This window comes from Phytoactinopolyspora halophila (genome assembly GCF_003287285.1).
GTDB lineage: Bacteria > Actinomycetota > Actinomycetes > Jiangellales > Jiangellaceae > Phytoactinopolyspora_A > Phytoactinopolyspora_A halophila.
Map to the genome: position 1 here is coordinate 154,727 of NZ_QMIG01000005.1, position 22,726 is coordinate 177,452.

22 protein-coding genes are annotated in these 22,726 nt (G+C 66.1%); 12 read left to right on the forward strand and 10 right to left on the reverse strand.

Annotation, left to right across the window (positions count from 1 at the left end; translation table 11 throughout):
• Positions 1-320: 320 nt before the first annotated feature.
• The 3 genes from DPM12_RS08435 to DPM12_RS08445 form a co-directional block, all read right to left on the reverse strand.
• Complete coding sequence (locus tag DPM12_RS08435) at positions 321-575, reverse strand: hypothetical protein (RefSeq protein WP_123788509.1); 255 nt, start codon at positions 573-575, stop codon at positions 321-323.
• 207 nt (positions 576-782) lie between these two features.
• On the reverse strand, positions 783-1,676 hold the full coding sequence (locus tag DPM12_RS08440; protein ID WP_112257864.1) for a hypothetical protein: 894 nt from the start codon (positions 1,674-1,676) through the stop codon (positions 783-785).
• Between the two features lie 172 nt (positions 1,677-1,848).
• Positions 1,849-2,712, reverse strand: coding sequence for an SDR family oxidoreductase (locus tag DPM12_RS08445; protein ID WP_112257865.1), 864 nt, complete (start codon positions 2,710-2,712; stop codon positions 1,849-1,851).
• 195 nt (positions 2,713-2,907) lie between these two features.
• Here DPM12_RS08445 and DPM12_RS08450 point away from each other — a divergent pair, with 195 nt between their 5' ends.
• The 3 genes from DPM12_RS08450 to DPM12_RS08460 all read left to right on the forward strand — a co-directional run bounded on the left by DPM12_RS08450 (position 2,908) and on the right by DPM12_RS08460 (position 5,953).
• Positions 2,908-4,008 (forward strand): alpha/beta hydrolase family protein, encoded by a 1,101-nt coding sequence (locus DPM12_RS08450; protein WP_211658671.1) that lies wholly within the window; start codon positions 2,908-2,910, stop codon positions 4,006-4,008.
• A 173-nt stretch (positions 4,009-4,181) separates the two neighbouring features.
• Positions 4,182-5,099, forward strand: a complete 918-nt coding sequence (locus DPM12_RS08455; RefSeq protein ID WP_112257866.1) for a phytanoyl-CoA dioxygenase family protein — start codon at positions 4,182-4,184, stop codon at positions 5,097-5,099.
• Between the two features lie 128 nt (positions 5,100-5,227).
• Entirely contained in the window at positions 5,228-5,953 is a 726-nt protein-coding gene (locus tag DPM12_RS08460) for an AraC family transcriptional regulator (protein ID WP_281269638.1), read from the forward strand.
• Between the two features lie 18 nt (positions 5,954-5,971).
• Here DPM12_RS08460 and DPM12_RS08465 read toward each other — a convergent pair whose 3' ends face one another.
• The 5 genes from DPM12_RS08465 to DPM12_RS08485 are packed head-to-tail and all read right to left on the reverse strand — an operon-like array spanning position 5,972 to position 12,389.
• The gene (locus DPM12_RS08465; protein WP_112257868.1) at positions 5,972-7,051 is read right to left on the reverse strand and encodes an ABC transporter ATP-binding protein; all 1,080 of its coding nucleotides are present in this window, start codon (positions 7,049-7,051) and stop codon (positions 5,972-5,974) included.
• Positions 7,048-8,145 (reverse strand): ABC transporter ATP-binding protein, encoded by a 1,098-nt coding sequence (locus tag DPM12_RS08470; RefSeq protein ID WP_112257926.1) that lies wholly within the window; start codon positions 8,143-8,145, stop codon positions 7,048-7,050. Before DPM12_RS08470 ends, DPM12_RS08465 begins: the two co-directional genes overlap by 4 nt.
• 12 nt (positions 8,146-8,157) lie before the next feature.
• Positions 8,158-9,354, reverse strand: a complete 1,197-nt coding sequence (locus DPM12_RS08475) for an ABC transporter permease (RefSeq protein ID WP_112257869.1) — start codon at positions 9,352-9,354, stop codon at positions 8,158-8,160.
• Complete coding sequence (locus DPM12_RS08480; protein ID WP_112257870.1) at positions 9,351-10,352, reverse strand: ABC transporter permease; 1,002 nt, start codon at positions 10,350-10,352, stop codon at positions 9,351-9,353. Before DPM12_RS08480 ends, DPM12_RS08475 begins: the two co-directional genes overlap by 4 nt.
• A 51-nt stretch (positions 10,353-10,403) precedes the next feature.
• The gene (locus tag DPM12_RS08485; RefSeq protein WP_112257871.1) at positions 10,404-12,389 is read right to left on the reverse strand and encodes an ABC transporter substrate-binding protein; all 1,986 of its coding nucleotides are present in this window, start codon (positions 12,387-12,389) and stop codon (positions 10,404-10,406) included.
• A 148-nt stretch (positions 12,390-12,537) separates the two neighbouring features.
• Between DPM12_RS08485 and DPM12_RS08490 the strand changes: the two genes are divergently transcribed.
• From DPM12_RS08490 to DPM12_RS08525, 8 genes are all read left to right on the forward strand, one after another.
• Complete coding sequence (locus DPM12_RS08490; RefSeq protein WP_112257872.1) at positions 12,538-14,028, forward strand: discoidin domain-containing protein; 1,491 nt, start codon at positions 12,538-12,540, stop codon at positions 14,026-14,028.
• Positions 14,029-14,508: 480 nt separating this feature from the next.
• Entirely contained in the window at positions 14,509-15,438 is a 930-nt protein-coding gene (locus tag DPM12_RS08495; RefSeq protein ID WP_112257873.1) for an MBL fold metallo-hydrolase, read from the forward strand.
• Between the two features lie 2 nt (positions 15,439-15,440).
• Complete coding sequence (locus DPM12_RS08500) at positions 15,441-16,274, forward strand: GntR family transcriptional regulator (protein WP_112257874.1); 834 nt, start codon at positions 15,441-15,443, stop codon at positions 16,272-16,274.
• On the forward strand, positions 16,271-16,636 hold the full coding sequence (locus tag DPM12_RS08505) for an antibiotic biosynthesis monooxygenase family protein (RefSeq protein WP_112257875.1): 366 nt from the start codon (positions 16,271-16,273) through the stop codon (positions 16,634-16,636). The genes DPM12_RS08500 and DPM12_RS08505 overlap by 4 nt, the downstream gene beginning before the upstream one ends.
• A gap of 16 nt (positions 16,637-16,652) precedes the next feature.
• The gene (locus tag DPM12_RS08510; RefSeq protein ID WP_112257876.1) at positions 16,653-17,717 is read left to right on the forward strand and encodes a Gfo/Idh/MocA family protein; all 1,065 of its coding nucleotides are present in this window, start codon (positions 16,653-16,655) and stop codon (positions 17,715-17,717) included.
• Complete coding sequence (locus DPM12_RS08515) at positions 17,710-18,798, forward strand: Gfo/Idh/MocA family protein (RefSeq protein ID WP_112257877.1); 1,089 nt, start codon at positions 17,710-17,712, stop codon at positions 18,796-18,798. Before DPM12_RS08510 ends, DPM12_RS08515 begins: the two co-directional genes overlap by 8 nt.
• The gene (locus tag DPM12_RS08520; RefSeq protein ID WP_112257878.1) at positions 18,795-19,679 is read left to right on the forward strand and encodes a hypothetical protein; all 885 of its coding nucleotides are present in this window, start codon (positions 18,795-18,797) and stop codon (positions 19,677-19,679) included. The genes DPM12_RS08515 and DPM12_RS08520 overlap by 4 nt, the downstream gene beginning before the upstream one ends.
• Positions 19,669-20,553 carry an SMP-30/gluconolactonase/LRE family protein gene (locus DPM12_RS08525; protein WP_112257879.1) on the forward strand — a complete coding sequence of 295 codons (885 nt, stop codon included), beginning with the start codon at positions 19,669-19,671 and terminating at the stop codon, positions 20,551-20,553. The genes DPM12_RS08520 and DPM12_RS08525 overlap by 11 nt, the downstream gene beginning before the upstream one ends.
• A 118-nt stretch (positions 20,554-20,671) precedes the next feature.
• Here DPM12_RS08525 and DPM12_RS08530 read toward each other — a convergent pair whose 3' ends face one another.
• A complete protein-coding gene (locus DPM12_RS08530; protein WP_112257880.1) occupies positions 20,672-21,238 on the reverse strand; it encodes a dienelactone hydrolase family protein in 567 nt (188 codons plus the stop codon).
• 247 nt (positions 21,239-21,485) lie between these two features.
• Between DPM12_RS08530 and DPM12_RS08535 the strand changes: the two genes are divergently transcribed.
• A complete protein-coding gene (locus DPM12_RS08535; RefSeq protein ID WP_112257927.1) occupies positions 21,486-21,881 on the forward strand; it encodes a TIGR03618 family F420-dependent PPOX class oxidoreductase in 396 nt (131 codons plus the stop codon).
• Positions 21,882-21,921: 40 nt separating this feature from the next.
• On the opposite strand, the gene DPM12_RS08540 is transcribed toward DPM12_RS08535, so the two are convergent.
• Positions 21,922-22,596 carry a formylglycine-generating enzyme family protein gene (locus DPM12_RS08540; RefSeq protein WP_112257881.1) on the reverse strand — a complete coding sequence of 225 codons (675 nt, stop codon included), beginning with the start codon at positions 22,594-22,596 and terminating at the stop codon, positions 21,922-21,924.
• Between the last annotated feature and the right edge of the window lie 130 nt (positions 22,597-22,726).

Genomic DNA, 22,726 nt, shown 5'->3' on the forward strand with positions numbered 1-22,726 from the left:
GCGAGCAACGTGGGCGGACCGTTCCTTGTGGGATTGTGTGTCCGGCACGTACAGCCGCATGTGTATGGCGAACCATTGTGAGCGCTAACATCAGGCAGGTCAAGAGGTACACCGTGGATTCGTGACGTGCGGCGGGGCCTTTCGAGGGCGGTGTCCAGCTCGTTTCGGGTCAGCCGTCGCGTGGTCGGGGAGGCGCTTCGTTACCCCGACCGAGGTCGAATCGGTTCGATAATCCGGCCACGTCCGTCCGTGCCCCTCCGCGCCCCTCCGCACGTTTCTTCCGCTGATCATGAACAGTTAGCGACTATATAGGCCGCGAACTATTCATGATCATGGGACGGGGACGGCTGGGTGTAGTTCTCCCGAGTGGCAATGATTCCTGCGACCAACGCGGTGACGACGCCAGCCATCTGGATCCAGGTGCCGATCTGCGCCCCGGTTCCGTTGTCGCCCTGGAAGTTGGGTATCCCGTCCGGGCTGATCAGGAACCCCACTGTCACGAACAACCCCGCGAACGCTCCCAGGCCCGGCGTCCAACGCCACGGAGCGAACGCCACGACGGCCGCAACGGTCAAGAGAATCACCATCCCTGGTGGCGGAATCATCGGAAACTCGACTCCCGAGGCCCAGAGGATGCCGATTCCGGCCGCGCCACCTATCAAACCCGCGATCGTCGTGACGAGCTATGGGGAGTTGTATGCACGCATGTCGTCTCTCCTGTTCTGCTTTTCTGATGTTTGCACTGCTGGTCGTTCCGAAGCACCCCGTGTGGTCATCACGGGTCATGATCGATTCGTGAGCCCTCCAGCGCGCGCCACCGACGAGGCTCTGATCACGGCGGCGATGGTCAGGACGCCTGCGCCAAGCAGCAGCAATCCACCCAGTCCGGCCACCACATACGCGATCGCCCCGAGGCCGCTGAACGAGTCGATGATTATCGCGACCGCGAACAGCGCATACCCGGCCACGCCGATGTGGACGAACGCATCACGACGGCTCTCGGGCCAGCCGGTGAATGACGTCAGCCAAGCAAGCGCTGGCAAGATCAAGATGCCGTGCATGGTCGCGGCGTGTCCGGGTTTCAGGAAACCGGCCACCTCGTATGCCTCGTGCTGATTCCCGGCGTAGACCTGGGTGACGCCCTCCACGATCATGGCGGCCCCGATCAACAGGGACAGGTCCAGCGCAATGAACCCCATGCGCAGGGCAAGTCGCATACGGCGCTCCACGGTGGGATTCGCGCGGAACGACATCACGGTCAACGTCGCGATGACGATGACGATCACGGCCCCGCCTGCGGCGAGCGCGCGCGAAACCGCCGTGTCGAATGTCGTCTCCTGGTTGAAATGCGACGGCGTACCCCGCCACACCTGCATGGTGACCAAGGCGGTCTCGAGCGTGCAGACGGCAGCGAAGGTCCCGATCAGGACCTTGCGTTCCCTGGATGACAGGCACAAGAACGACGACACCCACACGACGGTGATCAGTGTCAGCCCGAACGACAGGCCGAACGTCGTGGCCTTGCGCCACGACACCGGACCATCCCACGCGTCACCACTGATGACCCAGACACCGAAATGGAAGGCGCCCGAGACGATGAGAGCGGCGCCGATTCGGTAGGCGATGCGGTCGACCGGACGCGCCTCTGTCCACGACCTCCGGAGTTCTCCGAACACACCTAGAGTGTCGTCGTATGGCGAGTCTCGGTAATCCCGCACGAAGCGGCTTCGGGTATACGTCGAGAAACGTACCGGTGACTACGTCCGTACGTTCACGTGTTGACCCTCCTTACCTGACCACCATGATCATGAACAGTTAGCGACTACATAGGTCGCTTACTGTTCATGATCAGCGGAAGAGGAGGGTGCGGAGTGCGGTGGCGGGATGGCCGGTCAGACGGGGGACGTCCTCCGTCACACCGTCGAGCTCGCCGTTCGCCACCGCCGTGTAGGTCGACACCCAGGCGTCGAGCTGCCAGTCCGGCGCGCCGTAGGAGGCGCGCGACCGGTACGCCTCGGGCACCGACTCGGGGTGGTACGTGATGGCACGCCCGGTGGCCTCGGACAGGATCGTGGCGATCTCCTCGAAGGTGAGCGACTGCGGGCCAGTCAGGTCGTAGGTGACGCCGGCGTGCTCGGGAGCGTGCGTGAGCACGGTGACGGCGGCCTCGGCAATGTCGTCTTGCGCGACGACGGATGCCCGTCCGTCCCCGGCAGGACCGCGGATGACGTCGTCGTCGCCGACCAGCGCGGGCGCGAAGTCGGCGTACAGATTGTCGCGGAGGAAGGTGAAGTTCATACCACTGGACCGGATGTGCTGTTCGGTGGCCCAATGGTCACGGGCCAGGGTGAAGGTGGCGTCGGGCGCGGCGCCGAAGAAGGAGATGTAGACCAGGTGCCGTACGCCGGCCTCGGCAGCCGCGTCGACGAAGGTGCGGTGCTGTTCCACCCGGTCGAGGGTCTCCGACGCCGACACCATGAGCACGCGATCGATGCCGTCGAGCGCCGCCCGTACTGCGCTGTGATCACCGAAGGTTGCCTGCGCGGTGGTGGCGCCGGGCAAGCGTGGCGCACGGGCGGGATCGCGGACGACCATGGTTTGCGGCATGCCGGCGGCGGCCAGCAGCCGGGCCACGCGGCCACCGAGCCTGCCGGTGGCGCCCGTGACGGCGATCGGCGTGTCGGCCGAATCGTCGGACTGTCGCTGCGTCATCACATCACGTTCCGTCGTTGGATACCTGCTCCTGTCTCGTCGCCATCGATCATATGGCGGTACCGCCGGCCGGCGCCGGCCTCGGGAGACATCTGGGGGATACTCGCCCTCCTCTTCCGCTGATCATGAACAGTTAGCGACTACATAGGACGCTAACTGTTCATGATCAGCGGAAGAGGGGTGCAGGATGGAGCCGTGAACCGGATCCGGACGCGTGCCCTCGCGAGCGCATTGTGTGTCGGCCTGCTCGTGCCGGGGTGCTCGTCCCCCGCCGACGACGTGAACGGTGACGGGTCCGATGGGGAGCGGCCCGGGGCCGACACCGGCACCGAGGATCGCGCCGAGGCCACGCCGACCGATCCGCCGTCGACACCGGATCCCGCAGGTACCGGCACCGCCACGCCCACCCCGACGGCTGAAGAGCCACACCCGGTCTCGCTGCCGGCGCTCATGGAGCAGGAGTTCGACGGCGGGGATCTGCAGGTGGGCGAGGTGCTGGAGGACGCCGGTGCGTACACGCGCTACGAGGTTACGTACCGCAGCGGGGACCTGACGGTTTCCGGCATCATGAACGTTCCGGAGGGTGCCGGGCCGTTCCCGGTGCTCGTCCTGGCGCACGGGTACATCGACCCCGAGATCTACACCACGGGCCGTGGACTGGCCCGCGAGCAGGACTATCTTGCCCGGCAGGGCTACGTCGTGCTTCACACGGACTACCGCAACCACGCGGGATCCGACGACGATCCGGAGAACGAGGTGCGGCTGCGGCTCGGATACACCGAGGATGTGATTAACGCCGTGCTGGCCGTCCGGGAATCGTCGCTGGACTATCTCGACGGGGAGCGTGTCGGGTTGCTCGGCCGCTCCATGGGTGGCGGTGTCACGCTGAACACGCTGGTGGTTCGGCCCGGACTGGTCAATGCGGCCGTGATCTACGCGTCGGTCAGTTCGGACGCCGTCGAGAACTTCGACCGCTGGACGCGTAACGACCCCGAGTCGAGCGAGCTGGCCGATGAGATCATCGACGCCTATGGAGCACCCGAGGACGATCCGGAGTTCTGGCGGAACGTGTCCCCGGTGACGTTCTTCGATCGGGTCACCGAACCGCTGCTCATGCACCACGGCACCGCCGACGACACGTGCCCCATCGAGTGGGCGCACGACACGCACGACGCGCTCGACGAGCTGGGCAAGGACGTGACATTCGAGGTCTACGAGGGAGAGCAGCACGCATTCGTGCCGCAGTGGCAGGATTCCATCGAGCGCACCGAGGCGTTCTTCGACGAACACCTGTGAGGTCGGCACTGACTGCCGGGATCAGCCGCCGGGGGTGCCGTCTGGCTTACCGTGCACGAGCCTCCAAATCTGCCAGAATGCACAAGCTCCGCCCAGATTTGCCATGTGCAGTTTGCTTCAGCCTCCGTATGGTCGAGCCAGAATCTGCATCACGACTCCATGGGAGGCCGCAGATGGGTGCCCTCGACACCGCTGAGCGCCGGCCGGTCGCGTCGGCCGGAACCCTCCACGCCCGCGAGGTGACGCTGGACGCCGCGCATCTCGGCGAGCTTCGCCGTACCGATCCGGAGGCCGACGTCGCCGAATTGCAGCGTCGGCTCGACGACGACGGCTATGTCTACCTGCCGGGCTTTCACGACCCCGACGACGTGCGCGGCGTGCGGGCGGACGTCGGCGCCCGGTTCGCAGCCGACGGATTGCTCGACGCAGACTCCCTGCCCGACCGGCTGGTAGCTACCGATGCGCTGCGTAAACCCAGCGTGCGCTCGGACATCGCCCATACGAGCGGCCCGCTGACCGAATTGCTGTACCGGGGCCGGACGATGGCGCTGCACCAGGCGCTCTTCGGTGAGCCGGTGGCGCACTTCAGCTACACCTGGCTGCGAGTCGTGCCCCCGGGTCCGGGGACGGCGCCACACGGGGACGCGGTTTTCATGAACCGTGGCACGCCGCGGCTACGGACCACCTGGACGACACTGACGGACACGAGTTTCGAGCTCGGGGGCCTGATCATTCTGGAGGGCAGCCACCGGCTGCCGGAGATCGCCGATGATTACGTCCACCGCGACGTCGACACGTACTGTGAGAACACAGGTGAGGCCCCCGGGCAGTGGGACGGTGCCCTGTCGCACGATCCCGCCGCCTTGCGGGAATGGCTGGGTGGCCGGTGGCTCACCGCGGACTTTCGGGCTGGTGACATCATCGTGTTCGGCATGTCCACGGTGCATGGCAGCCTGGACAACACGTCCGAGGAGGTGCGCATGTCGTCCGACTCGCGCTACCAGCCCGCGAGCGAACCGGCCGACGAGCGCTGGATCGGCCCGGATCCCATCGCCCACGGACCGGATGCCAAGAAGGGGATCATCTGCTGACAGACGTCTCGCCACGAGCGCTCGCCGGAGTTCGTCTCGTTCGCGGTGCCACCGCCGAGGCGTCGCTGGGTCGCGTCCTCTTCACGGGGGCGATTCCCGATGGGGCAGGTCTCGGCGGTCCGCGTGTCCTGGATGTTTACGCCTTCGTGTATCTGGTCAGCGGCGCCGGTCGATACAGCGACGAGCTCGGTGCCGAGCACCGGCTCACGCCCGGCAGCACGGTGACAGTCTTTCCCGGGATGAAGCACAACTACGGTCCGTGCCCGGGGGAGCAGTGGACCGAGCGCTATATCTTGTTCGACGGTGCGCTAGCCCGTCTGCTGGAAGAGCGGGGCGTCATCGATCGCGCGCGTCCGGTGGGACGCTTGCAGCCGGTCGACTCGTGGTTGCCGGCCGTGGAGGGCGTCACCGAGCCCACACCCGCCGGGGTGCGCTCCGCACTGGTCGAGCTCTCCCGCCTGCAGACGCTGCTCGCCGCGGTGCGCGTGGAAACGGGGGCGCGCGACGACGGCTCGTCGTGGTTTCACGAGGCATGCCTGCTGTTGAGCCGGGAACCGGCTCTCGACCTGCACGGCGTCGCGGCGGCTGTGGGCTTGCCATACGATCGTTTCCGCAAGCAGTTCACCGCCATCGCGGGCGAATCGCCGGGCCGGTGGCGGACCCGGCAGCGCATGGACGAGGCGGCCCGGATGCTTCAGCAGGGAGGGTGGACGATCCGCGAGATCGCGCGAACTCTGGGATTCTGCGACGAATACGCGTTCTCGCGGCGCTTCAAGGAGGTGTTCGGAATACCACCCTCGACCTTCCGGGCGCGGCTGCCGAAGGTCCGCGCTGCTGCCTCTTCGAGTGGGTGACGCTTCGAGCGGGTGACGCTACCCGGTATGGGCGGTGACACCCCGGAGGTCGAGCTCTTCGGCGAAGTGGCAGGCGACCGAGTTGCCGTTTCCGAGATCGCGCAGGGGCGGCTCCTCGGTGGCACAGATGGGCTGCGCGTACGGGCAGCGCGGATGGAAGTAGCAGCCGCTCGGGGGGTCGGCGGGATCGGCGACGTCACCGGAGAGCACGATCCGCTCCCGGCGGTCACGCAGCAAGGGATCGGGTTTCGGTACGGCCGACAGCAGTGCCTCGGTGTACGGGTGCTGTGGAGCGGTGAACAGTGATGCGGTGTCCGCCATCTCCACGATCTTCCCGACGTACATGACCGCGACCCGGTCGCAGAGGTACTCCACGACGGACAGATCGTGGGAGATGAACAGGTACGTCAGGTGGCGATCGGCCTGGAGATCTTGCAAGAGGTTGAGGATCTGGGCCCGGACCGACACGTCGAGCGCCGAGATGGCCTCGTCGGCGATGACGAGCCGGGGATCGAGGCTCAGCGCCCGCGCGATGCCGACGCGCTGGCGCTCGCCACCGGAGAACGCGTGCGGGTACCGGCTCATGTACTCCGGGCGCAGCCCGACGGTCTGCAGCAGCGAGGCGACCCGTTCGTCGAGCTCGCTGCCGCTGGCGATGCCGTGCACCTTCAGCGGCTCGCCCACGATGTCGCGCAGGGTCATGCGCGGGTTCAGCGACGAGTGCGGATCCTGGAAGATCATGCGGATGGCGCGCCGGTACTGCTTCAACGCCGTGCTCTTGACCTTCGCGATATCCGCCGGTTGGGTTCCGTTGCCGTGGTACAGGATCTCGCCCCCGGTCGGATCGTAGGAACGCACGACGCACCGGCCGGTCGAGGTCTTGCCGCATCCCGATTCGCCGACGAGTCCCAGGGTTTCGCCGCGGCGGATGACGAAGTCCAGCCCGTCGACGGCGCGCACGTACCCGGCCGGGCGGCGCATCAGTCCCCGGCGGATGGGGAAGTGCAGCTGGAGGTTCCGCACATCGAGCAGGACGTCGTCACCGACGTTGTCGCCGGCGATGCCGGCGGTACCGACGTTGTGACCGGCGGTCGTCATGTGTTCACCTCGTTCCGTACGCCACTCGACGGCGCGCCACCGTGGAGCAGGCACCGCACCTGCCGGTGTTCGTCCAGGTCGATGGGTGGTGGCACGATCTGATCGCAGGTGCCGGGCATGTACTCGCCGCAGCGGTTGTGAAACGGGCATCCGTGGGGTCGGTCGTAGGGGTCGGGGACCATTCCCTTGATCGTGTTCAACCTGGTACGGGTGCCCATGCCCATGGTGGGGATCGATCGCAGCAGTGCCCTGGTGTACGGGTGCTGCGGGTCATGGAAGATCGACACGACGTCTCCGCGCTCGACGGTCATGCCCAGATACATGACGACGACGTCGTCGGCCATCTCCGCGACCACGCCGAGGTCGTGCGTGATGAACATGATCGCCATTCCGTAGTCGTCCTGGAGCTCGCGCATCAGTTCGAGAATCTGTGCCTGGGTCGTGACATCCAGGGCCGTGGTGGGCTCGTCGGCGATCAGCAGTGCGGGGTTGCAGGACAGCGCCATGGCGATCATCGCCCGCTGGCGCAGCCCGCCGCTGAGCTCGAACGGATACGAGTCGAATCGCTGTTTCGCCCGCGGGACGCCGACCTTGTGCAGCACCTCCACGGCGCGCTCCTTGGCCTCCCGGTTGGAGACATTCTCGTGCAGCTGGATGGCCTCGACGATCTGGTTACCGATGGTGTGGACCGGGCTCAGGGACGTCATCGGCTCCTGAAAGATCATCGCGATGTCGCCGCCGCGAATGCGGCGCATCTGCGCGCCCTTGGGATCGAGGGCGGCCAGATCGACGATCTCGCCGTCCGGTCCCTTACCGGCACCGCGTCGCTGGCGGCGGAACAGGATCTCGCCGCCGACGACGCGGCCCGGGCGGTCGACGATCTGCAGGATGGACCGGGCCGTGACGCTCTTGCCGCATCCGCTCTCGCCGACGACACACAGCGTCGTGCCCTGGCGAATGTCGAAGCTGGCACCGTCGACGGCCTTCACCAGCCCCTGATCGAGCGGGAAGTGCGTCTGCAGCGCCCTGACCGACAGCAGGGAATCGTGGTCGAGTTCGGGACTCGCCGACGTCTGGACGCTCTCAGCTACCACGTGTGCCACCAATCACTTGTTGTACGGGTCCGCCGCGTCTCGCAGGCCGTCGCCCAGGAAGTTCAACGCGAGCACCGTGGTGATCACGGCGACCGCTGGCACGATCAGCACCCACGGAGTGTGCGCGATCGACGGGATGTCCTGCGCTTCGCGCAACAACACGCCCCAGCTGACCGTGGGCTCGGTCAGCCCCAGACCGAGGAAGCTCAGCGCCGTCTCGGCCAGGATCATCGCCGGGATCGCCAACGTCACGGCAGCGATGATGTGGCTGGTGAACGACGGCAGCATGTGCCGGAAGATGACCCTGGGCTTGCTGACCCCGTCGAGCACCGCGGCCGTGACGAAATCCTCCTCGCGCAGCGAGAAGAACTTGCCGCGCACGACGCGGGCCAGCGTCGTCCAGCCGACGATCGAGAGGATCACCGTGATCCCGAAATAGACCTGAACCTGGGACCATGACTGCGGCAGTGCCGCCGCGAGCGCCATCCACAACGGGATCTCCGGCAGCGAGCGTACGAACTCGATGACGCGCTGGATCGCGGAATCGATCCACCCGCCGAAGTAGCCGGACACACCTCCCAGGACGATGCCCAGGACCAGGGAGAGGACGACACCGACCACCCCGATCGACATGGAGATCTGCGTCCCGTAGATGACGCGGCTGAGGATGTCCCGGCCGTTGCGGTCCGCACCGAACAGGTACATCGGTGCGTCGGGATCGGTGGGGCCGAACAGGTGGATATCCGTGGTGATCAGCCCGAAGAGCTCGTATTCGTGCCCGTGGACGAAGGGGCGAACGGGATAGATCTCCGACTCGTCTGTGGTGTAGGTGCGCCGCCACGTCTCCTCGTCGGACTCGTAGTCGAAGCCCTTCACGTGGGGGTTGAACCGGGTGCCGTCGTCGGTCTCTTCGAACAGGTGCAGGCTCTGTGGTGGGGCGTGCTGGTATTCGGCGTCGAAATCGGACGAGTGGAACGGCGCGAAGAACTCGGCGAACAGCACCAGCAGGTACACGAAGACGACAAAGATGGCGCTGACCATGGCCAGCTTGTGCTTGCGAAACCTCCACCACATCAACCGCCACTGCGAGGCGGTGTAGAGGTTGTTGCGGCGCTTCGTGCCGCCCGGTACGGCGCTGGAGCCCTCCGGGGAGGTGTCAGGATCAACGCGCGCGCCCGTGGTGTCCGGTGCCGGCTCCACGTGTGTCATCGACGTCCCGCCTTCTCGTACTGGATCCGTGGGTCCAACCAGGCGAGCAGGATGTCCGACAGCAGCGTGCCGATGAGGGTGAGTACGCCCAGCATCATCAGGAAGCTGCCGGCCAGGTACATGTCCTGGCTGCTCAGAGCGCGCAGCAGCAGCGGCCCCGTCGTCGGCAGGTCGAGAACGACCGACACGATGATCTCGCCGGAGACGAGGGTGGGAATGGTCCACCCCACGGTGCTGATGAACGGGTTCAGCGCCAGCCGCAGTGGGTACTTGGCGATCAGGCGCCATTCCTGCATGCCTTTGGCCCGCGCGGTGGTGGTGTAGGGGCGGTGCAGCTCGTCGAGCAGGTTCGCCCGCATGATCCGGATCGTGCTGGCAGCTCCGGCGGTCGCGATGATGACCACCGGAATCCACAGGTGCTGGAACAGGTCCCACGCCTTGCCCAGGCTCCACGGCGCGTTCTGATACTCGGGCGAAAAGAGGCCGCCGACACTTTGCCCGAAATATCGAAAGGATATGTACATCAGCACGAGCGCCAGCAGGAAGTTCGGCGTTGCCAGCCCGATGAACCCGATGAAGGTCCAGAAGTAGTCGCCGAGCGAATACTGGCGCACCGCCGAGTACGTGCCGATGAGGAACGCCACGAGCCACGTGAACAGCGTGGACACCACGGCGAGCAGCATGGTGAGGGTGAGCCGGTCCCAGATCAAGCTGGAGACGGGCTGGTTCCACTCGAACGACTGCCCGAAGTCCCCGCAGCACACGATGTTCGATATCCAGCGCCAGTACTGGACGTGAAAGGGCTCGTCCAGCCCGTAGCGCTCCTCGAGCACGGCGAGCTGCTCGCGCGCGATGATGTTGTCCTGCGCGCCCATGCCGGCGGCGTACGTCGTCAGGAAGTCACCCGGTGGCAGCTGGATGATGAAGAACGACGCCAACGAGATTGCGAACAGCGTCGGGATCATCACCAGCAGCCGCCGGGCGATGTACTTGAGCATCTACGGGCCTTTCATCCGTGTGGTGACACGTGCCGGCTGCGTAGCGCCCGCTCACTCCTGGATGAAGTACTGGATGGTGTTGGTGGGCCCCGGGGTGGGCCAGGACGTGGAGTTGTACATGTGGTCCGGGACGTTGTGCATCCGGTTGGTCACGACGCCCAGGCCCTCGGGAGGCGTGCTGATGCCGATCGAGTAGAACTCGTCCTTCAGGATCTCCAGCAGTTCCCGCATGAGCTCCACCTGCTTGTCCTCATCGACGGTGCGCAGGATCTCGTCGTAGAGCTCCATCTGCCGGCGCGGGCCCTCGGGCGGCTCCTCGGCGTTCGGGTCGTCCGGGTTGAGATACCAGTCGCCCCAGGCCGATGCGAAGTCCGCGGCCGCCGTGGAGGGGAAGTACCAGTGCGTCTGCATGAAGGGAACGAGCCCGCCGCTGCCGGTCCAGACGGTGGCCTCGTGTTCCCCGTTCTCCCGCACGCGCTCGGTGTGCAGGGAGCGGCTCATACCGTTCAGCTCCAGGTCCACCCCGACTTCTTCCCAGTAGCCCTCGACGAGCTCCAGGGCATCGGTCCAGCTGTTGTTGACGTCGTTGGCGTAGTCGACGGTGATCGAAATGGGCTCTCCGTCGGGGCCGATTCGCCGGCCCTGCTCGTCCATCTCGTATCCGGCGTCGTCGAGGTATTCGTTCGCCAGGTCGACGTCATATTCGGTGTACTGCTTCGCCAGCTCTTCGTTGTAGAAGAGTTCCGATGTCGCGGCGATCTGGAACGGCTCACCCTGCCCGAAATAGACCACGTCGATGATTTCTTGACGGTCGATCGCGTGGGAGAGGCCGATGCGGAAGTCCTTGTTCTGGAAGATCTCACGCTTGGTCTCGTCCGGAGTGGTCTGGTTGAGATGGATCGCCATCGTGTTCATGTGGTCCGGTTCCATGGTGACCGTCCGGTAATCGCCTTGCTCGGCGTTCTCCATGATGAGCGCCCGATCGGCGGGATCACCCACGCTGCGCTGGAAGTCCAGCTCGCCGTTCATGGCGTCGAGCTTGATGACCTCGCTCTCCTCCACCAGCCGGACGACGTGTTCGTCGATGTAGGGCAGCTGGTTTCCTTCCGGATCCACCTTCCAGTAGTACGGGTTGCGTTCGAAGACGACGTCGTTTCCCTCGCCGAACGGCTGGGTCACCTGCCAGGCGTAGATGACGGGCAAGTCGGGATTGCGCATGGCGTCGGACTTGTCGAGGAACAGATCCACCCAGCTACTGAGGCCGGACTCCTCGACCAGCTCGTCCAGGTTGTCGTCGTTGTAGTCCGCGTGGAACTGTTCGAGGTAATGGCGGGGGAGCGCGGTGAGTTTCTGCGTCGCCCACTCGGCGACACCCTGCAGGAACAGCCCGTGCGGCTGGTCGAACGTGAACCTCACCGTGTGGTCGTCGACCGCTTCGACCTCGGGTGGACCGCCACTGTCCAGATGCCGCGGGTCGGCCTCGGCACGTAGATCGTCGTTGAAGTAGTAGTCCTCGACGGCGAAAACGATGTCGTCGGCGGTGAACGGCTCGCCATCCGACCAGCGCATCCCCTCGCGCAGGGAGAAGGTGAACTCGGTGCCCTCGTCGTTTACCTCCACATCGGTGGCGACGTTCGGCGTGGTCTCCTTTCCGCCCTCCCACTCGGGAGTCCAGTTGAACAGCCGTTCGTAGCCGATGTGGCGTCGCTCGGTGACCTCGAGTTCGGTCACCTCGGATTCGGCGCGCCGCCAGGTGCCGCCGTACACGCCGATACGGTCGACGACGTCGACCACCAGCGGCTCATCCGGGAGGCGCTCTTCCAGGGGAGGAAGCTCGCCGTTGTCGACCATCTCGGCCAGCTCCGGTGCTTGCGATTGCCCTTCGGCTATGGCGTCGTCGCCTGCTTCCTCCTCGTCTGGCAATGCTCCCGCGCTGTCGTCTCCGGTGCCCGGTGAGCAGGCGGCGGCCAGGAGTGCGCAAGCGGAGATCAGTGCCAGGAGAAGGGACCAGCGGTTCGTGGAGCTCAATGTCGTCATCGGCCTACTCCCTCTGCCGGATCCTCGTCAGCGTGTTCAAGCGCGGACGATCTGTAGCTATGATTCTGTCCGTCGATGTTGATTGCCAATCGTTCAGGCAGAATTCCACGCAGAAACGCTCACGTAGTGATCAGAAGGTGATTGGATAATGACAGGCCGTTTAAATCTCGATGATGCGCCCGGCGAAACCGTGCTGGACGTGATGGTGTTCAACATCTGGCACGGGGGCAACCTCGACAAGCAGCATGCGCACGGGTTCGAGGAGCAGAACCGGGCCGAGCTGCTGGACTTTCTCGCTCACGAGCGCCCGGACCTGCTCTTCGTGGTCGAGACATACGGGCTGGGGGAGCGCATCGAAGCAGCGCTCAACCGCGACGAGAGCGACGGCCGGGTATTTCGCGGTATACAGGTCACCCGCGAGCCAGGTCAGGCCGGTGACCGGGACAATCTCTGGCTGTTCACCTGGCTCCCGGTCCGCGAGGTGTATCCGGTCATTAGCGAGCAGCCGGTGACGTCGTTTCATTTCGGCGGGGCGCGGCTCGGCTTACCTGGAGGCGGCCACATTCACGCATTCACCACATGGATATCCCATATCGCGAATTCGTGGGGTCCGCTCAATCATGCTGTGATCGAGTCCGAGCTCGGATTGGCGCGATCAATCACGAATGACGAACTTGTGGCGAGCGATCACGCACGGCGACAGGAGATGGCCAGGATCATCCTCGACGAGCGGTTGCCCGCGTACGTGACCGATGATGCGCCCGTCCTGCTCGGCGGCGACTTCAACACGCAGACGCACCTGGACTGGACCGGGGCCAGCTCCTCGGCACCCCGCCACGCGGGCTTGGTCCTTGAGTGGCCGGTGACGAGAATGTTCGCCGACGCCGGATTCACCGACACGTTCCGCGCCGCCCATCCCGACGTGGCGCGACACCCTGGGCGGACGTGGGCACCGGGGCACTCCTTCATGTACGCACCGATGCGTCTCGACTACCTTCTGGCCAGGGGAAACGTCGAGGTGTTGGCGTCGTCGACCCGGACTCGACGACTATCCCCACATCGGGGCAGCGAGCTGGACGATCTCTATCCCTTCTACTCCGACCACGGCGCCGTCGTCTCCCGCCTGCGGTTCGACGATGCGGGTCCGGGCTACGCGCCACCGTACGAGCCGGTCGAGGAGCCGGAAACGACGTCGTGGCCCCGTATTCCCGAGCCACCCCCGGGCGCGCCCGTCCCGGCTGGTGAGATGGTGGCGTCCGCCTCGAGCGCGGCGCCGGAGCACGAACCGTGGCTGGCCGTGGACGGAGATCTGCGTACCTATTGGCACTCGCGCACCGAACCGGGAACGCCGGATCCACACCCGCACCATCTCACCGTCGATCTGGGACGGGAGCGCACGCTGACGGCCGTGCGTTACTGGCCACGCATCAACGGCTACGGTGGCATCGTCACCAGATACACCTACCTCGTGAGCACGGACGGGGAGACGTTCGAGCCTGTGGTATCGGGCACGTGGGATCGGGACTCGCTGCCGAAAGACGTCGAGCTGCCGCACGTCCGCGCCCGATATCTGCGGCTCACCGCCGAGGCCGGCGTCGCGGGATTCTCGGCTGCCGCCGAGCTGATCCCTTACGAATAGAGCGGGAGCGTCCGCGGGGAACGTCCGCGCAGAACGCCACTTCTTGGGCCTGTGGAACGCCCAGGACGCTTATACGGCCTCTGGACGTTCCGCAGGCCCAAGAAGTGGCGTTCGCCTGCGCCCATCGTGCCGATGTCGGATGGTCGGCCACCGGCTCGTGCCTCGGCATGCCCGGTGATGGTCCGTCGTACAAAAAATATGATCCGACTTAAGGTCTGCCAATACGACCTATTGGCCTGAAAGATCTGATCAATGTATTGACAGGTCTGACCAAAAGGTTCTAACGTCGGCGCTCACATCGGCCCAAGCCCGCTGGTTCGACACGAGCGAGGGAGGCACCTCATGGCGCAGCCCCGATACTCGCGGCGTCCCTTCCTCGCGTATCGGCACATCGTCGTAGGGCACACGAGCGGGTCGATGAAGGGCTGACGGACGCACGTGCAGGTACCGAGAAGGACACCGAGAAACGACGAGGGGAGCATGGAGATCGATCAGGAGCGGCGTCGAACCGAAGCAACCACCGGCGGGGCGTCGCCGCTGGCGGGCTATCTCTCGGATCAGCGGCTGGTCCGGGCATCTCCCGCCACGGCGGATTCCAGGACGGGCGAGGTTCCGGATGCGGGGCCGCTGAACGTCTGGTTGACGGGCACGGGGACCCCGGCTGTGCTGCCCGGGCGTGCTGGTCCATCGACCCTGATCCGGGCCGGGACGGACCTGATGCTGATCGACTGTGGCAACGGGTGCGCGTATCAGATCGCCCGGCTGGGATTCGATCCGAAGGACATCACGCACATCTTCATCACGCATCACCACGCCGACCACAACGCCGACCTGCCGTTCCTGCTCATGAGCGGGTGGGTCACACACCGGGACGACTACCAGGCGCCGCGCGTGATCGGGCCTCCCGGAACGCTGGAGTTCGTCAACCGGATGCTCGCATTGCACGAGTACGACATCCGGGCGCGACTGGATCACGAATACGACATAGAGCGGCTGGCGCCCGAGGTGATCGAGATTCACGACGGCGCCCAGATGGCCGGCAGCGCGTGGAAGGCCACCGCATTCCGGGTCGATCACCATCCGGTCTGCGAAGCGTATGGATACCGGGTGGAAACGCGGGAGACCTCGGTGGCCATCTCGGGCGATACCCGGCCTTGTGACAACCTGATCTCCTACGCGAACGGTGTCGACGTTCTCATCCACGAGGCGATCTATCCGGGTTACGGCTACCCCGAGTACCACACCCTGTCCACAGACGTCGGCGCCGTCGCCACCCGAGCCGGAGCACGGCAGCTGGTGCTGACCCACCTGTTGCCGGGACACCTGCCGGCGGTTCGCTGGCTCGAGCATGTCCGGCCCGATTACGGCGGGCCGATCACCGTCGGATACGACCTCATGCAGGTGATGTGACGATGGCCCGGGCTCCTGAGAGCGGCCGGGCCACCCGGGTGGACGAAGCCGAATCGATGCTGCGGTCGTTGATCGCCGAGCGCCGTGAGACAGGTGGAAGCCGGCTGCCACCAGAGAAAGAGCTGAGCGAACAGCTCGGAATATCTCGCTCGACGCTGCGGAGTGCGTTGACCCGGTTGGAATCCGAAGGCGTGATCGCCCGGCAGCGACGCGTCGGCACGCTGATCACCTCACCGGAGGGACGCTGGGAACGCCGGTCCGCGCTGGCCTATCCCGTCGACATGATCCTTTCACTGTCGGATTACCTGCAGGCGGTGGGCGCGGATTACGCGGTGCAGGCGGTCTCCGTCCGGAGGGATCCGGCGACCGAGGAGATCGCGGATGCTCTGGGGCTGGAACGCGGAAGCCCCGTGTTCACCGCCTCCCGGCTGTACGAAGTGGAGGGCCGGCCGGCCGCGTTCCTGGAGCACTTCCTCCCGGCGGTCCTCTATGGTCGCGAGGTCCACATCGAGTCGCTGACCGAGGGCGTCACCACGTTCCTCCGCGACACCGAACACATCCGGCTCACCCACACCGAGAGCACCTTCACGGCCCAAGCCGCATCGCCGGAGCTGGCGCACGAGCTGGCGGTGGGCGAGGGAACGCCGTTGCTCGTCATGCACGCGGAGCTCTACTCGGAGGGCCCGGACCCGGTGGCGCTCGGCCGGCTCGTCTTCCGGCCGGACGTGTTGTGCCTGACCGCCAGCGCAGACGAGGGCTCCGGGGAAGAGAGCGTGCGCGGGCTGCGCGTGATGTCGCTCAAGGACAGGGCAGCGACCGACGAGGAGGACACGTGATTCGACTGCAGATATTCTTCGCCGTCGACGATGATGACCGCGACGCGTTCGAGCAGATGTACCACACGGTCTACGTGCCCGCGCTGCAACGGCAGCAGGGATATCTGGGATGCAGCCTGCTGCGCCGCTACCCGGCCGATGTGCTCGACGAATTCGGCGGCACGCCGGTGCCGTACACGTACCAGCTCGAGCTCGATTTCGACACCGAGGAGAACCGCCGACGGTGGGCGGCGAGCGATGACCACGAACATGCCTGGACCCAGGCAAGCGCGCTGGCTACGTCGGTGCAGTCCTGTGGATATGACGTCGTAGCAGCCGAACCGAGCGTGGCTCCGCACGCTGGCCCGGAATCTCGAACGTGAGCGGGGAGCGGGGACCATGGGTGACACGCTGAGCGTGGCGTTGATCGGCGCGGGCTACGTCTCGGGAGATCACGCGGCGGCGTGGCGCGCGCAACCGGGGGCGTCGATCCGCTGTGTCGTCGACGCGGATCCACACCGTGCCCGCAGCCTCGCGGCGGACGCCGGAATCGACGAATGGGCTACGGACTTCGAGTCGCTGATCGATCGGCCGGACATCGACGTGGTGGACATCTGCCTGCCGCCGCGCTTGCATCTGGAAGCGACCGTCGCGTTTCTCGACGCGGGCAAGCACGTCCTGCTCGAAAAGCCGTTCGTGACCAGTCTCGACGAGGCCCGCCGGCTGCTCGACGCCGAGCAGAACAGCACGACGACGCTCATGGTGGCGGAGAACTGGCCGTACTCGTCGGTCGCTCGCCGGGTCCGGCGGCTCGTCGACGACGGCGTGCTGGGCGAGCTGTTCATGCTCCGCGCGCACAACGAAAGCGCCCTGTACATGGAGCACGACGGCGCGCTGGCGCCCGCGCTGCAGGCCTCGTCGGCGGTGGGTGGTTTCACGATGTCGGCGGGGATCCACAACATCAACCTGGCGTCGTCCCTCATGGGCGGTATCGAGTCGATCTACGCGTGTTCCCCGGACCGGTCACCGTCGGCGGCACCGTTTGTCGAGCGTGACGCCGCGATGACCGCGCGTTTCGGTAACGGCGGTGTCGGTGTCATGCATTTCACCGGGCGTTCGCTGCATCTCGGCGAACGTCGTCTGGCCTTCGCGCTGTATGGAACGCGTGGGATGGCCGAGTTCGACATCTTGCATGGTCGAGTTGCGTTCACCGTCGACGGCGAGCGGACCCAGATCGAAGAACGGTCGCCGTCAATGGGGTTCGCAGAGGAGATCGCGCACTTCTGCGAGTGCCTCGCCGGCGGCGCGACGCCGATGACGTCCGTCCGCCAGCAACTCGAGCCGCTGGCGACGGTGCTGGCGGCCTATCAATCCATGTACGAGCGACGAGAGGTGCATCCGGCCGACCTTTTGGCCCAGGCCGGGCTGTCGACCGTGGGCACCGGGGGTGCGATCGATGTCTAGGCAAGATTTGCGAATTGCGCAGCTCAGCTTCTGGTTCATGCACGCCAACGAGATATGCCGGCGCGCCCAGGCCGCCCCGGGCGTGCAGCTTGCGGCGGTCTGGGACAGCGACCAGGCGCGGGGAAACCGCAAGGCCGCCCAGTTCGGCGTGCCGTTCGAACCGGAGCTGGCGACGCTTCTGGACCGGGACGACATTGACGCCGTCAGCATGTGCGCGGAGCCCGCACGCCATCCCGACCTGGTCGAAGCTGCTGCGGCAGCCGGCAAGCACGTTCTGATAGAGAAACCGATAGCCGGAGACGTCGCGGGCGCCCGGAGGATCGTCGAGGCAGCACGCACGCATGGCGTGCAGATCATGCCCGCCTACAACCTGCGCCACCACCCGCTGGCGCAGCGAGTCAAGCAGCTGGTGGACGACGGCGCGGTCGGTGAGGTCGTCCGGGTGCGCAAGCTCCACGGGCACTATCTCGAATACGAGGCCGCGGACTACCGGGCGGATCGGATCACGAGAGCCTGGGGCGATCCGCACGACGAGCGACGCGACTCGCTCTTCTTCGCGGGTACCCACGTGAGCCTCTGGTTCGAGTGGATGTTCGGCATGCCCGAGAGCGCCCTGTGCGTGCGGCAGACGGTGGTGGACGGCCTTCCGGTGGAGGACAACTCCACGGTGATGTTCCGCTATCCCCGTTACGTCGGCGTCAGCGAGCTCAGCGAGACGCTCGCAGCGCAGCAGCCGGTCACCGAGATCTACGGAACCGAAGGCACCATCCTGCAATTGCGCGGCAACCTGCCGTCGACGCGCGTGTTCAACCCGGCGCGCACGCCGCTGCTGATCTTCAACCGGCGGGACGATTCGTGGTGGGTTCCCGACCTTCCGCCGCACTTCCTGCGGCACGAGGACCAGTACCACAGCGCCGGGGTGTTCTTCGAGGCGCTGCGCCGCGAAGAACCCGTCCCGACGTCGCCGGAGGCCGGATTGCGCTCCATAGCGATGCTCGTCGCGGCGGAGCGCGCGGCTGCCACCGGACGCGAGGTCCGCATGGACGAGGTCGTGACGGAGGCGGAGGTGATGGCGGCATGACCGCGGACGGTTCCCCGACATTGTGGCTGATGGCAGATTCACAGCGACGTCGCCGCTATCCGGAACGTCTGTGGCAGGGCGACACGCTGATCGAGGTGAGCACGGACGCGGCAGGGGAGAACCGCGTGGCCACGATCGTCGACGGCGACACGTGGCCCGCCGATGCCCCCGCTGCCGGCCCGGTACTGCTCTCGCTCGATGTCCTCGCTGATTCTCTGCGGGGAAACGAGTACCAGCTCGCGGATCGGGCATGGGTGCCGTTGCTGCCGGCCGATTTCTACTCCGACGTCGCCGTGGCGCGGCAGCGTGTCGCGGCGGGTGAGATCGGCGCGCCGCGCGTCGTCGATGTCACCGTGCCGGTGGGCCTGCCTCCGGCTGGCGCGTGGGACGTCGACCACGTCTGCGCCCTGACGTGGCTGGAAGCGCTCGTCTTCGGGATGCGGGCCGCCGAACTCGTCGGGAACGCGACGGTCGAATCGAGTACCTGGCTGCTCGGCCGTTCCCCGGTACGCACCGTGATGCACACGCTCGACACCGGCGTTGTGGTGGTCCATCACATCGTCCCGGCGGACAGCACTCCCACCACCGCGTACGAGGGTGTCGTTCTGGGCGAGTCCGGCCGCGTGATGCTTCGCCAGCAGTTCGCCCCCGGCGCGCTCGGGGTGTGGCAGCCAGCACGGCCCGGCTATACGTTCCCGGCGATTTACGAAGCCAAACAGGACGTCCAGGCGCCGGACAGCGTCGGCGGCGGGTGGGAGATGGCAGGACTCCTGCACGAGCTTGCCGGACCCGGCGAGCATGCGACGCAACTCAGGGAACATGCCGTGCGCCTGGTCCGGCACGCGATTCAGCTTTATTCGGGAGGAAACGATGACCATTGAGATGCGTGACTCGCAGCTGTCTACCGTCGTCGACGTCGACGAGCAGGTGGAGCGGGTCGCAGGAGGGTTCGAGTTCACCGAAGGCCCGGTGTGGCACCCACGCGAACACTTCCTGATCTTCAGCGACATGCCGGGTGACCACATGCGCCGCTGGAGCGCGGCGGAGGGTGTCACGACGTTTCGCAGCCCGAGCGGGATGGCGAACGGCAACGCCTACGACCGCAGTGGCCGTCTGGTGACGTGCGAGCACGCGACGAGCCGGGTGTCTCGCACCGAGCTGGACGGAACCGTCGTGACACTTGCCGACAGTTACGACGGCCGCAGCCTCAACAGCCCGAACGATGTGGTCGTTGCCAGCGACGGCAGTATCTACTTCACCGATCCCACGTATGGGCGGCAGAGCTTCGTCGGCGTGCCGCGCGAGCCCGAACTGCCCTTCCAGGGCGTCTACCGGATCCGGCCCGATGGCAGCCTCGACCTTCTCGTCGACGACTTCGACCAGCCCAACGGGCTGTGCTTCTCGCTCGATGAGCGGCAGCTGTTCGTCAACGACACCGAACGGATGCACATCCGGGCTTTTGCCGTGTTGCCGGACGGCACCCTTGGCACGGGCAGGGAATGGGCAGTGACCGAAGGGGAGGGCGACGGCGCGCCGGACGGCATGAAGTTCGACAGCGAGGGCAACCTCTATTCGTGCGGCCCGGGTGGCGTTCACGTCTTCGACCCCGACGGCGCCAGCCTCGGCGTCCTGCGCATGCCGGAGAAGGCGGCCAACTTCACCTGGGGCGACGCCGATCTGTGCTCGTTGTATATCTGCGCATCGACCAGCCTCTACCGCATCCGGGTCCGCGTCCCGGGCCGCCCGAGCTTCTGAGCCCCGGGCCGCCCGGGCCTCGGATGCCCGGGAGCGTGACTTCTTGGGTTTGTGGAACGTCCAGAGCGCTCGGAGGCCGCCTGGACGTTCCGCAGCCCCAAGAAGTTGAATCTTTCGGTCACGAGACGGACTGCAGGAACGTGAGCGTGCGGTCGAGCAGCAGGCGAGCGCTCGCGGGCTCGTAATCGGGAGAGTCAGCGTCGGCGAAGAGATGCCCCGTGCCCGGATACACGAACAACTCCGCCGACCTGGCCGCCTCCGCCAGAGCTCGGCACGCGTCGAGCTCGCTCCACTCGTCGCCCTCCATCACGTGAATCTGCAGCGGCACGCCGGCCGGCCACGGGCGACCGAGTTCGGAGGCCGGAACGCCGCCATGGAACAGCACCGCGCCGACGGCTCCCGGCCGGGTCTGGGCCAGCGCCTGGGCGGGCAAGGCTCCCAGGGAGAACCCGGCGTAGACGATCTCGGACGAGAGCTCGTTCGCAGCGGCCACGCCGCGCGAGACGATTTCCGAGAAGCCCACCTGTTCGGCGAAAGCGACCCCAGCATCGAGATCGGTAAACGTCTTGCCCTCGTAGAGGTCGGGCGTGTGCACGGTATGCCCGGCGTTTCTGATGTTCTGGGCGAACTCAAGGAACGCGCCGGTCCGCCCGTGTGCATGGTGGAACAGGAGGACGTCAGCCATCGCTGCACACTAGTTGAACCATCAGTACGTGTCACCATCCCGGCGTGCCGCACGACGGCTAGGAGAAGCTCGGCGTCGCTGGGCGAAGAACTGGCGGATGTCGGACGCGTGTGTGCCGGGCGCGAAAACGCCCAACTGCGGTGCGGAATAGAACCATGACGTTGCAGTTCCTGCCGGTGCAGGCCCGTTGGGACGAGAATGTGGCCGAGCGTGGAAACGAATCATGTGGACGACGAAAGGAGTGATCGTGGCCAACCCGCCGATTCCAGAGCACTTGGTGGAGATTCTGAAGCGGCCCAATCCGGCCGTGATGGGCACGGTGCGCCCGGATGGCACGCCCGTGACGGTGGCCACCTGGTACCTGTGGGAAGAGGGCCGGATCTTGCTTAACTTGGACGCCGGCCGCAAGCGTCTGGAGCACATCAAGGCGAATCCCCGGGTGTCTTTGACCGTGCTGGACGGAGACTCCTGGTATCGGCACGTCAGCGTGCAGGGCACCGTGACGCTCGACGATGACCCGGACCTCACCGACATCGATCGTCTCGCCCGCCACTACATCGGCAAGCAGTACCCGGAGCGGGAGCGCCCGCGGGTGAGCGCCTGGCTCGACATCGACAGCTATCACTCCTGGAACGTGACGTAAGGAGCGTCCCGCCGTGGCGAGCTGGTGAAGACGGCACGTGTCAGGGCACAACGGACCGTGCGACGCGGAAACCGACGTCGTCGATCTGGAGGGTCGGGTGGCTGCGGCGGCGCACCGAGGCGCGGCAGCTCCAGTGCTCGTCGAACCAGCCGCCGCCGCGCAATACCCGATAGCTTCCGTAGACCTCGGCATCGTAGATGTCCCAGCACCACTCCCACACGTTGCCGAGCATGTCGTACAGGCCCCACGCGTTCGGCAGCTTGCCACCGACGTCGTGCACCCGCTCGGACGAGTTGTCGCGGTACCAAGCGATCTCGTCGAGATGCCCGTACCGTGGCCCTGTCGTACCGGCACGACAGGCGTACTCCCATTCGGCTTCGGCCGGTAGCCGGTATCCGTCGGCGGAGGTGTCCCACGTGGCGTCCTCGACGTCAGCTTGCAGGTGGTACACCGGCGTCAACCCCTCGCGCAGCGATAGCGCGTTGCAGAACCGGACCGCATCCCACCAGGTAACGCTCTCGACGGGCAGGTGGTCGCCGTGCACGGTGCCCGGCCGCTGGCCAGCGACCTGTGCGTATTGAAGCTGGGTGACGGGGAACGCGGCAAGGTGGAACGGCGCAAGCTCGACCGGCCAGCTGCGCTGCGTCCGCCGATCCGACAGCGTCACCTGCCCGGCCGGTACGGCGATCATCTCGTTCCCGGCGTTTCCGTCCATCGGTTGCCAAGCCTACGTGCGCCGGTTGTCACCCGTCCCTCGCGGTGGTGACACCGCTGGATCGGTTGAAGCGCGCGCCGCCCGCACGGCGGCTGTCCGGTTGCTGGTCTGGTCATTCCGTTGACCGGGA

Bases quoted from the DNA above. Each gene is read 5' to 3' on its own strand.
- DPM12_RS08540 (WP_112257881.1), bottom strand. From the start codon at position 22,596: ATGGACGGAAACGCCGGGAACGAGATGATCGCCGTACCGGCCGGGCAG.
- DPM12_RS08455 (WP_112257866.1), top strand. From the start codon at position 4,182: ATGGGTGCCCTCGACACCGCTGAGCGCCGGCCGGTCGCGTCGGCCGGA.
- DPM12_RS08510 (WP_112257876.1), top strand. From the start codon at position 16,653: ATGGGTGACACGCTGAGCGTGGCGTTGATCGGCGCGGGCTACGTCTCG.
- DPM12_RS08530 (WP_112257880.1), bottom strand. From the start codon at position 21,238: ATGGCTGACGTCCTCCTGTTCCACCATGCACACGGGCGGACCGGCGCG.
- DPM12_RS08525 (WP_112257879.1), top strand. From the start codon at position 19,669: ATGACCATTGAGATGCGTGACTCGCAGCTGTCTACCGTCGTCGACGTC.
- DPM12_RS08500 (WP_112257874.1), top strand. From the start codon at position 15,441: ATGGCCCGGGCTCCTGAGAGCGGCCGGGCCACCCGGGTGGACGAAGCC.
- DPM12_RS08515 (WP_112257877.1), top strand. From the start codon at position 17,710: ATGTCTAGGCAAGATTTGCGAATTGCGCAGCTCAGCTTCTGGTTCATG.
- DPM12_RS08485 (WP_112257871.1), bottom strand. From the start codon at position 12,389: ATGACGACATTGAGCTCCACGAACCGCTGGTCCCTTCTCCTGGCACTG.
- DPM12_RS08520 (WP_112257878.1), top strand. From the start codon at position 18,795: ATGACCGCGGACGGTTCCCCGACATTGTGGCTGATGGCAGATTCACAG.
- DPM12_RS08490 (WP_112257872.1), top strand. From the start codon at position 12,538: ATGACAGGCCGTTTAAATCTCGATGATGCGCCCGGCGAAACCGTGCTG.
- DPM12_RS08480 (WP_112257870.1), bottom strand. From the start codon at position 10,352: ATGCTCAAGTACATCGCCCGGCGGCTGCTGGTGATGATCCCGACGCTG.
- DPM12_RS08445 (WP_112257865.1), bottom strand. From the start codon at position 2,712: ATGACGCAGCGACAGTCCGACGATTCGGCCGACACGCCGATCGCCGTC.
- DPM12_RS08465 (WP_112257868.1), bottom strand. From the start codon at position 7,051: ATGACGACCGCCGGTCACAACGTCGGTACCGCCGGCATCGCCGGCGAC.
- DPM12_RS08495 (WP_112257873.1), top strand. From the start codon at position 14,509: ATGGAGATCGATCAGGAGCGGCGTCGAACCGAAGCAACCACCGGCGGG.
- DPM12_RS08475 (WP_112257869.1), bottom strand. From the start codon at position 9,354: ATGACACACGTGGAGCCGGCACCGGACACCACGGGCGCGCGCGTTGAT.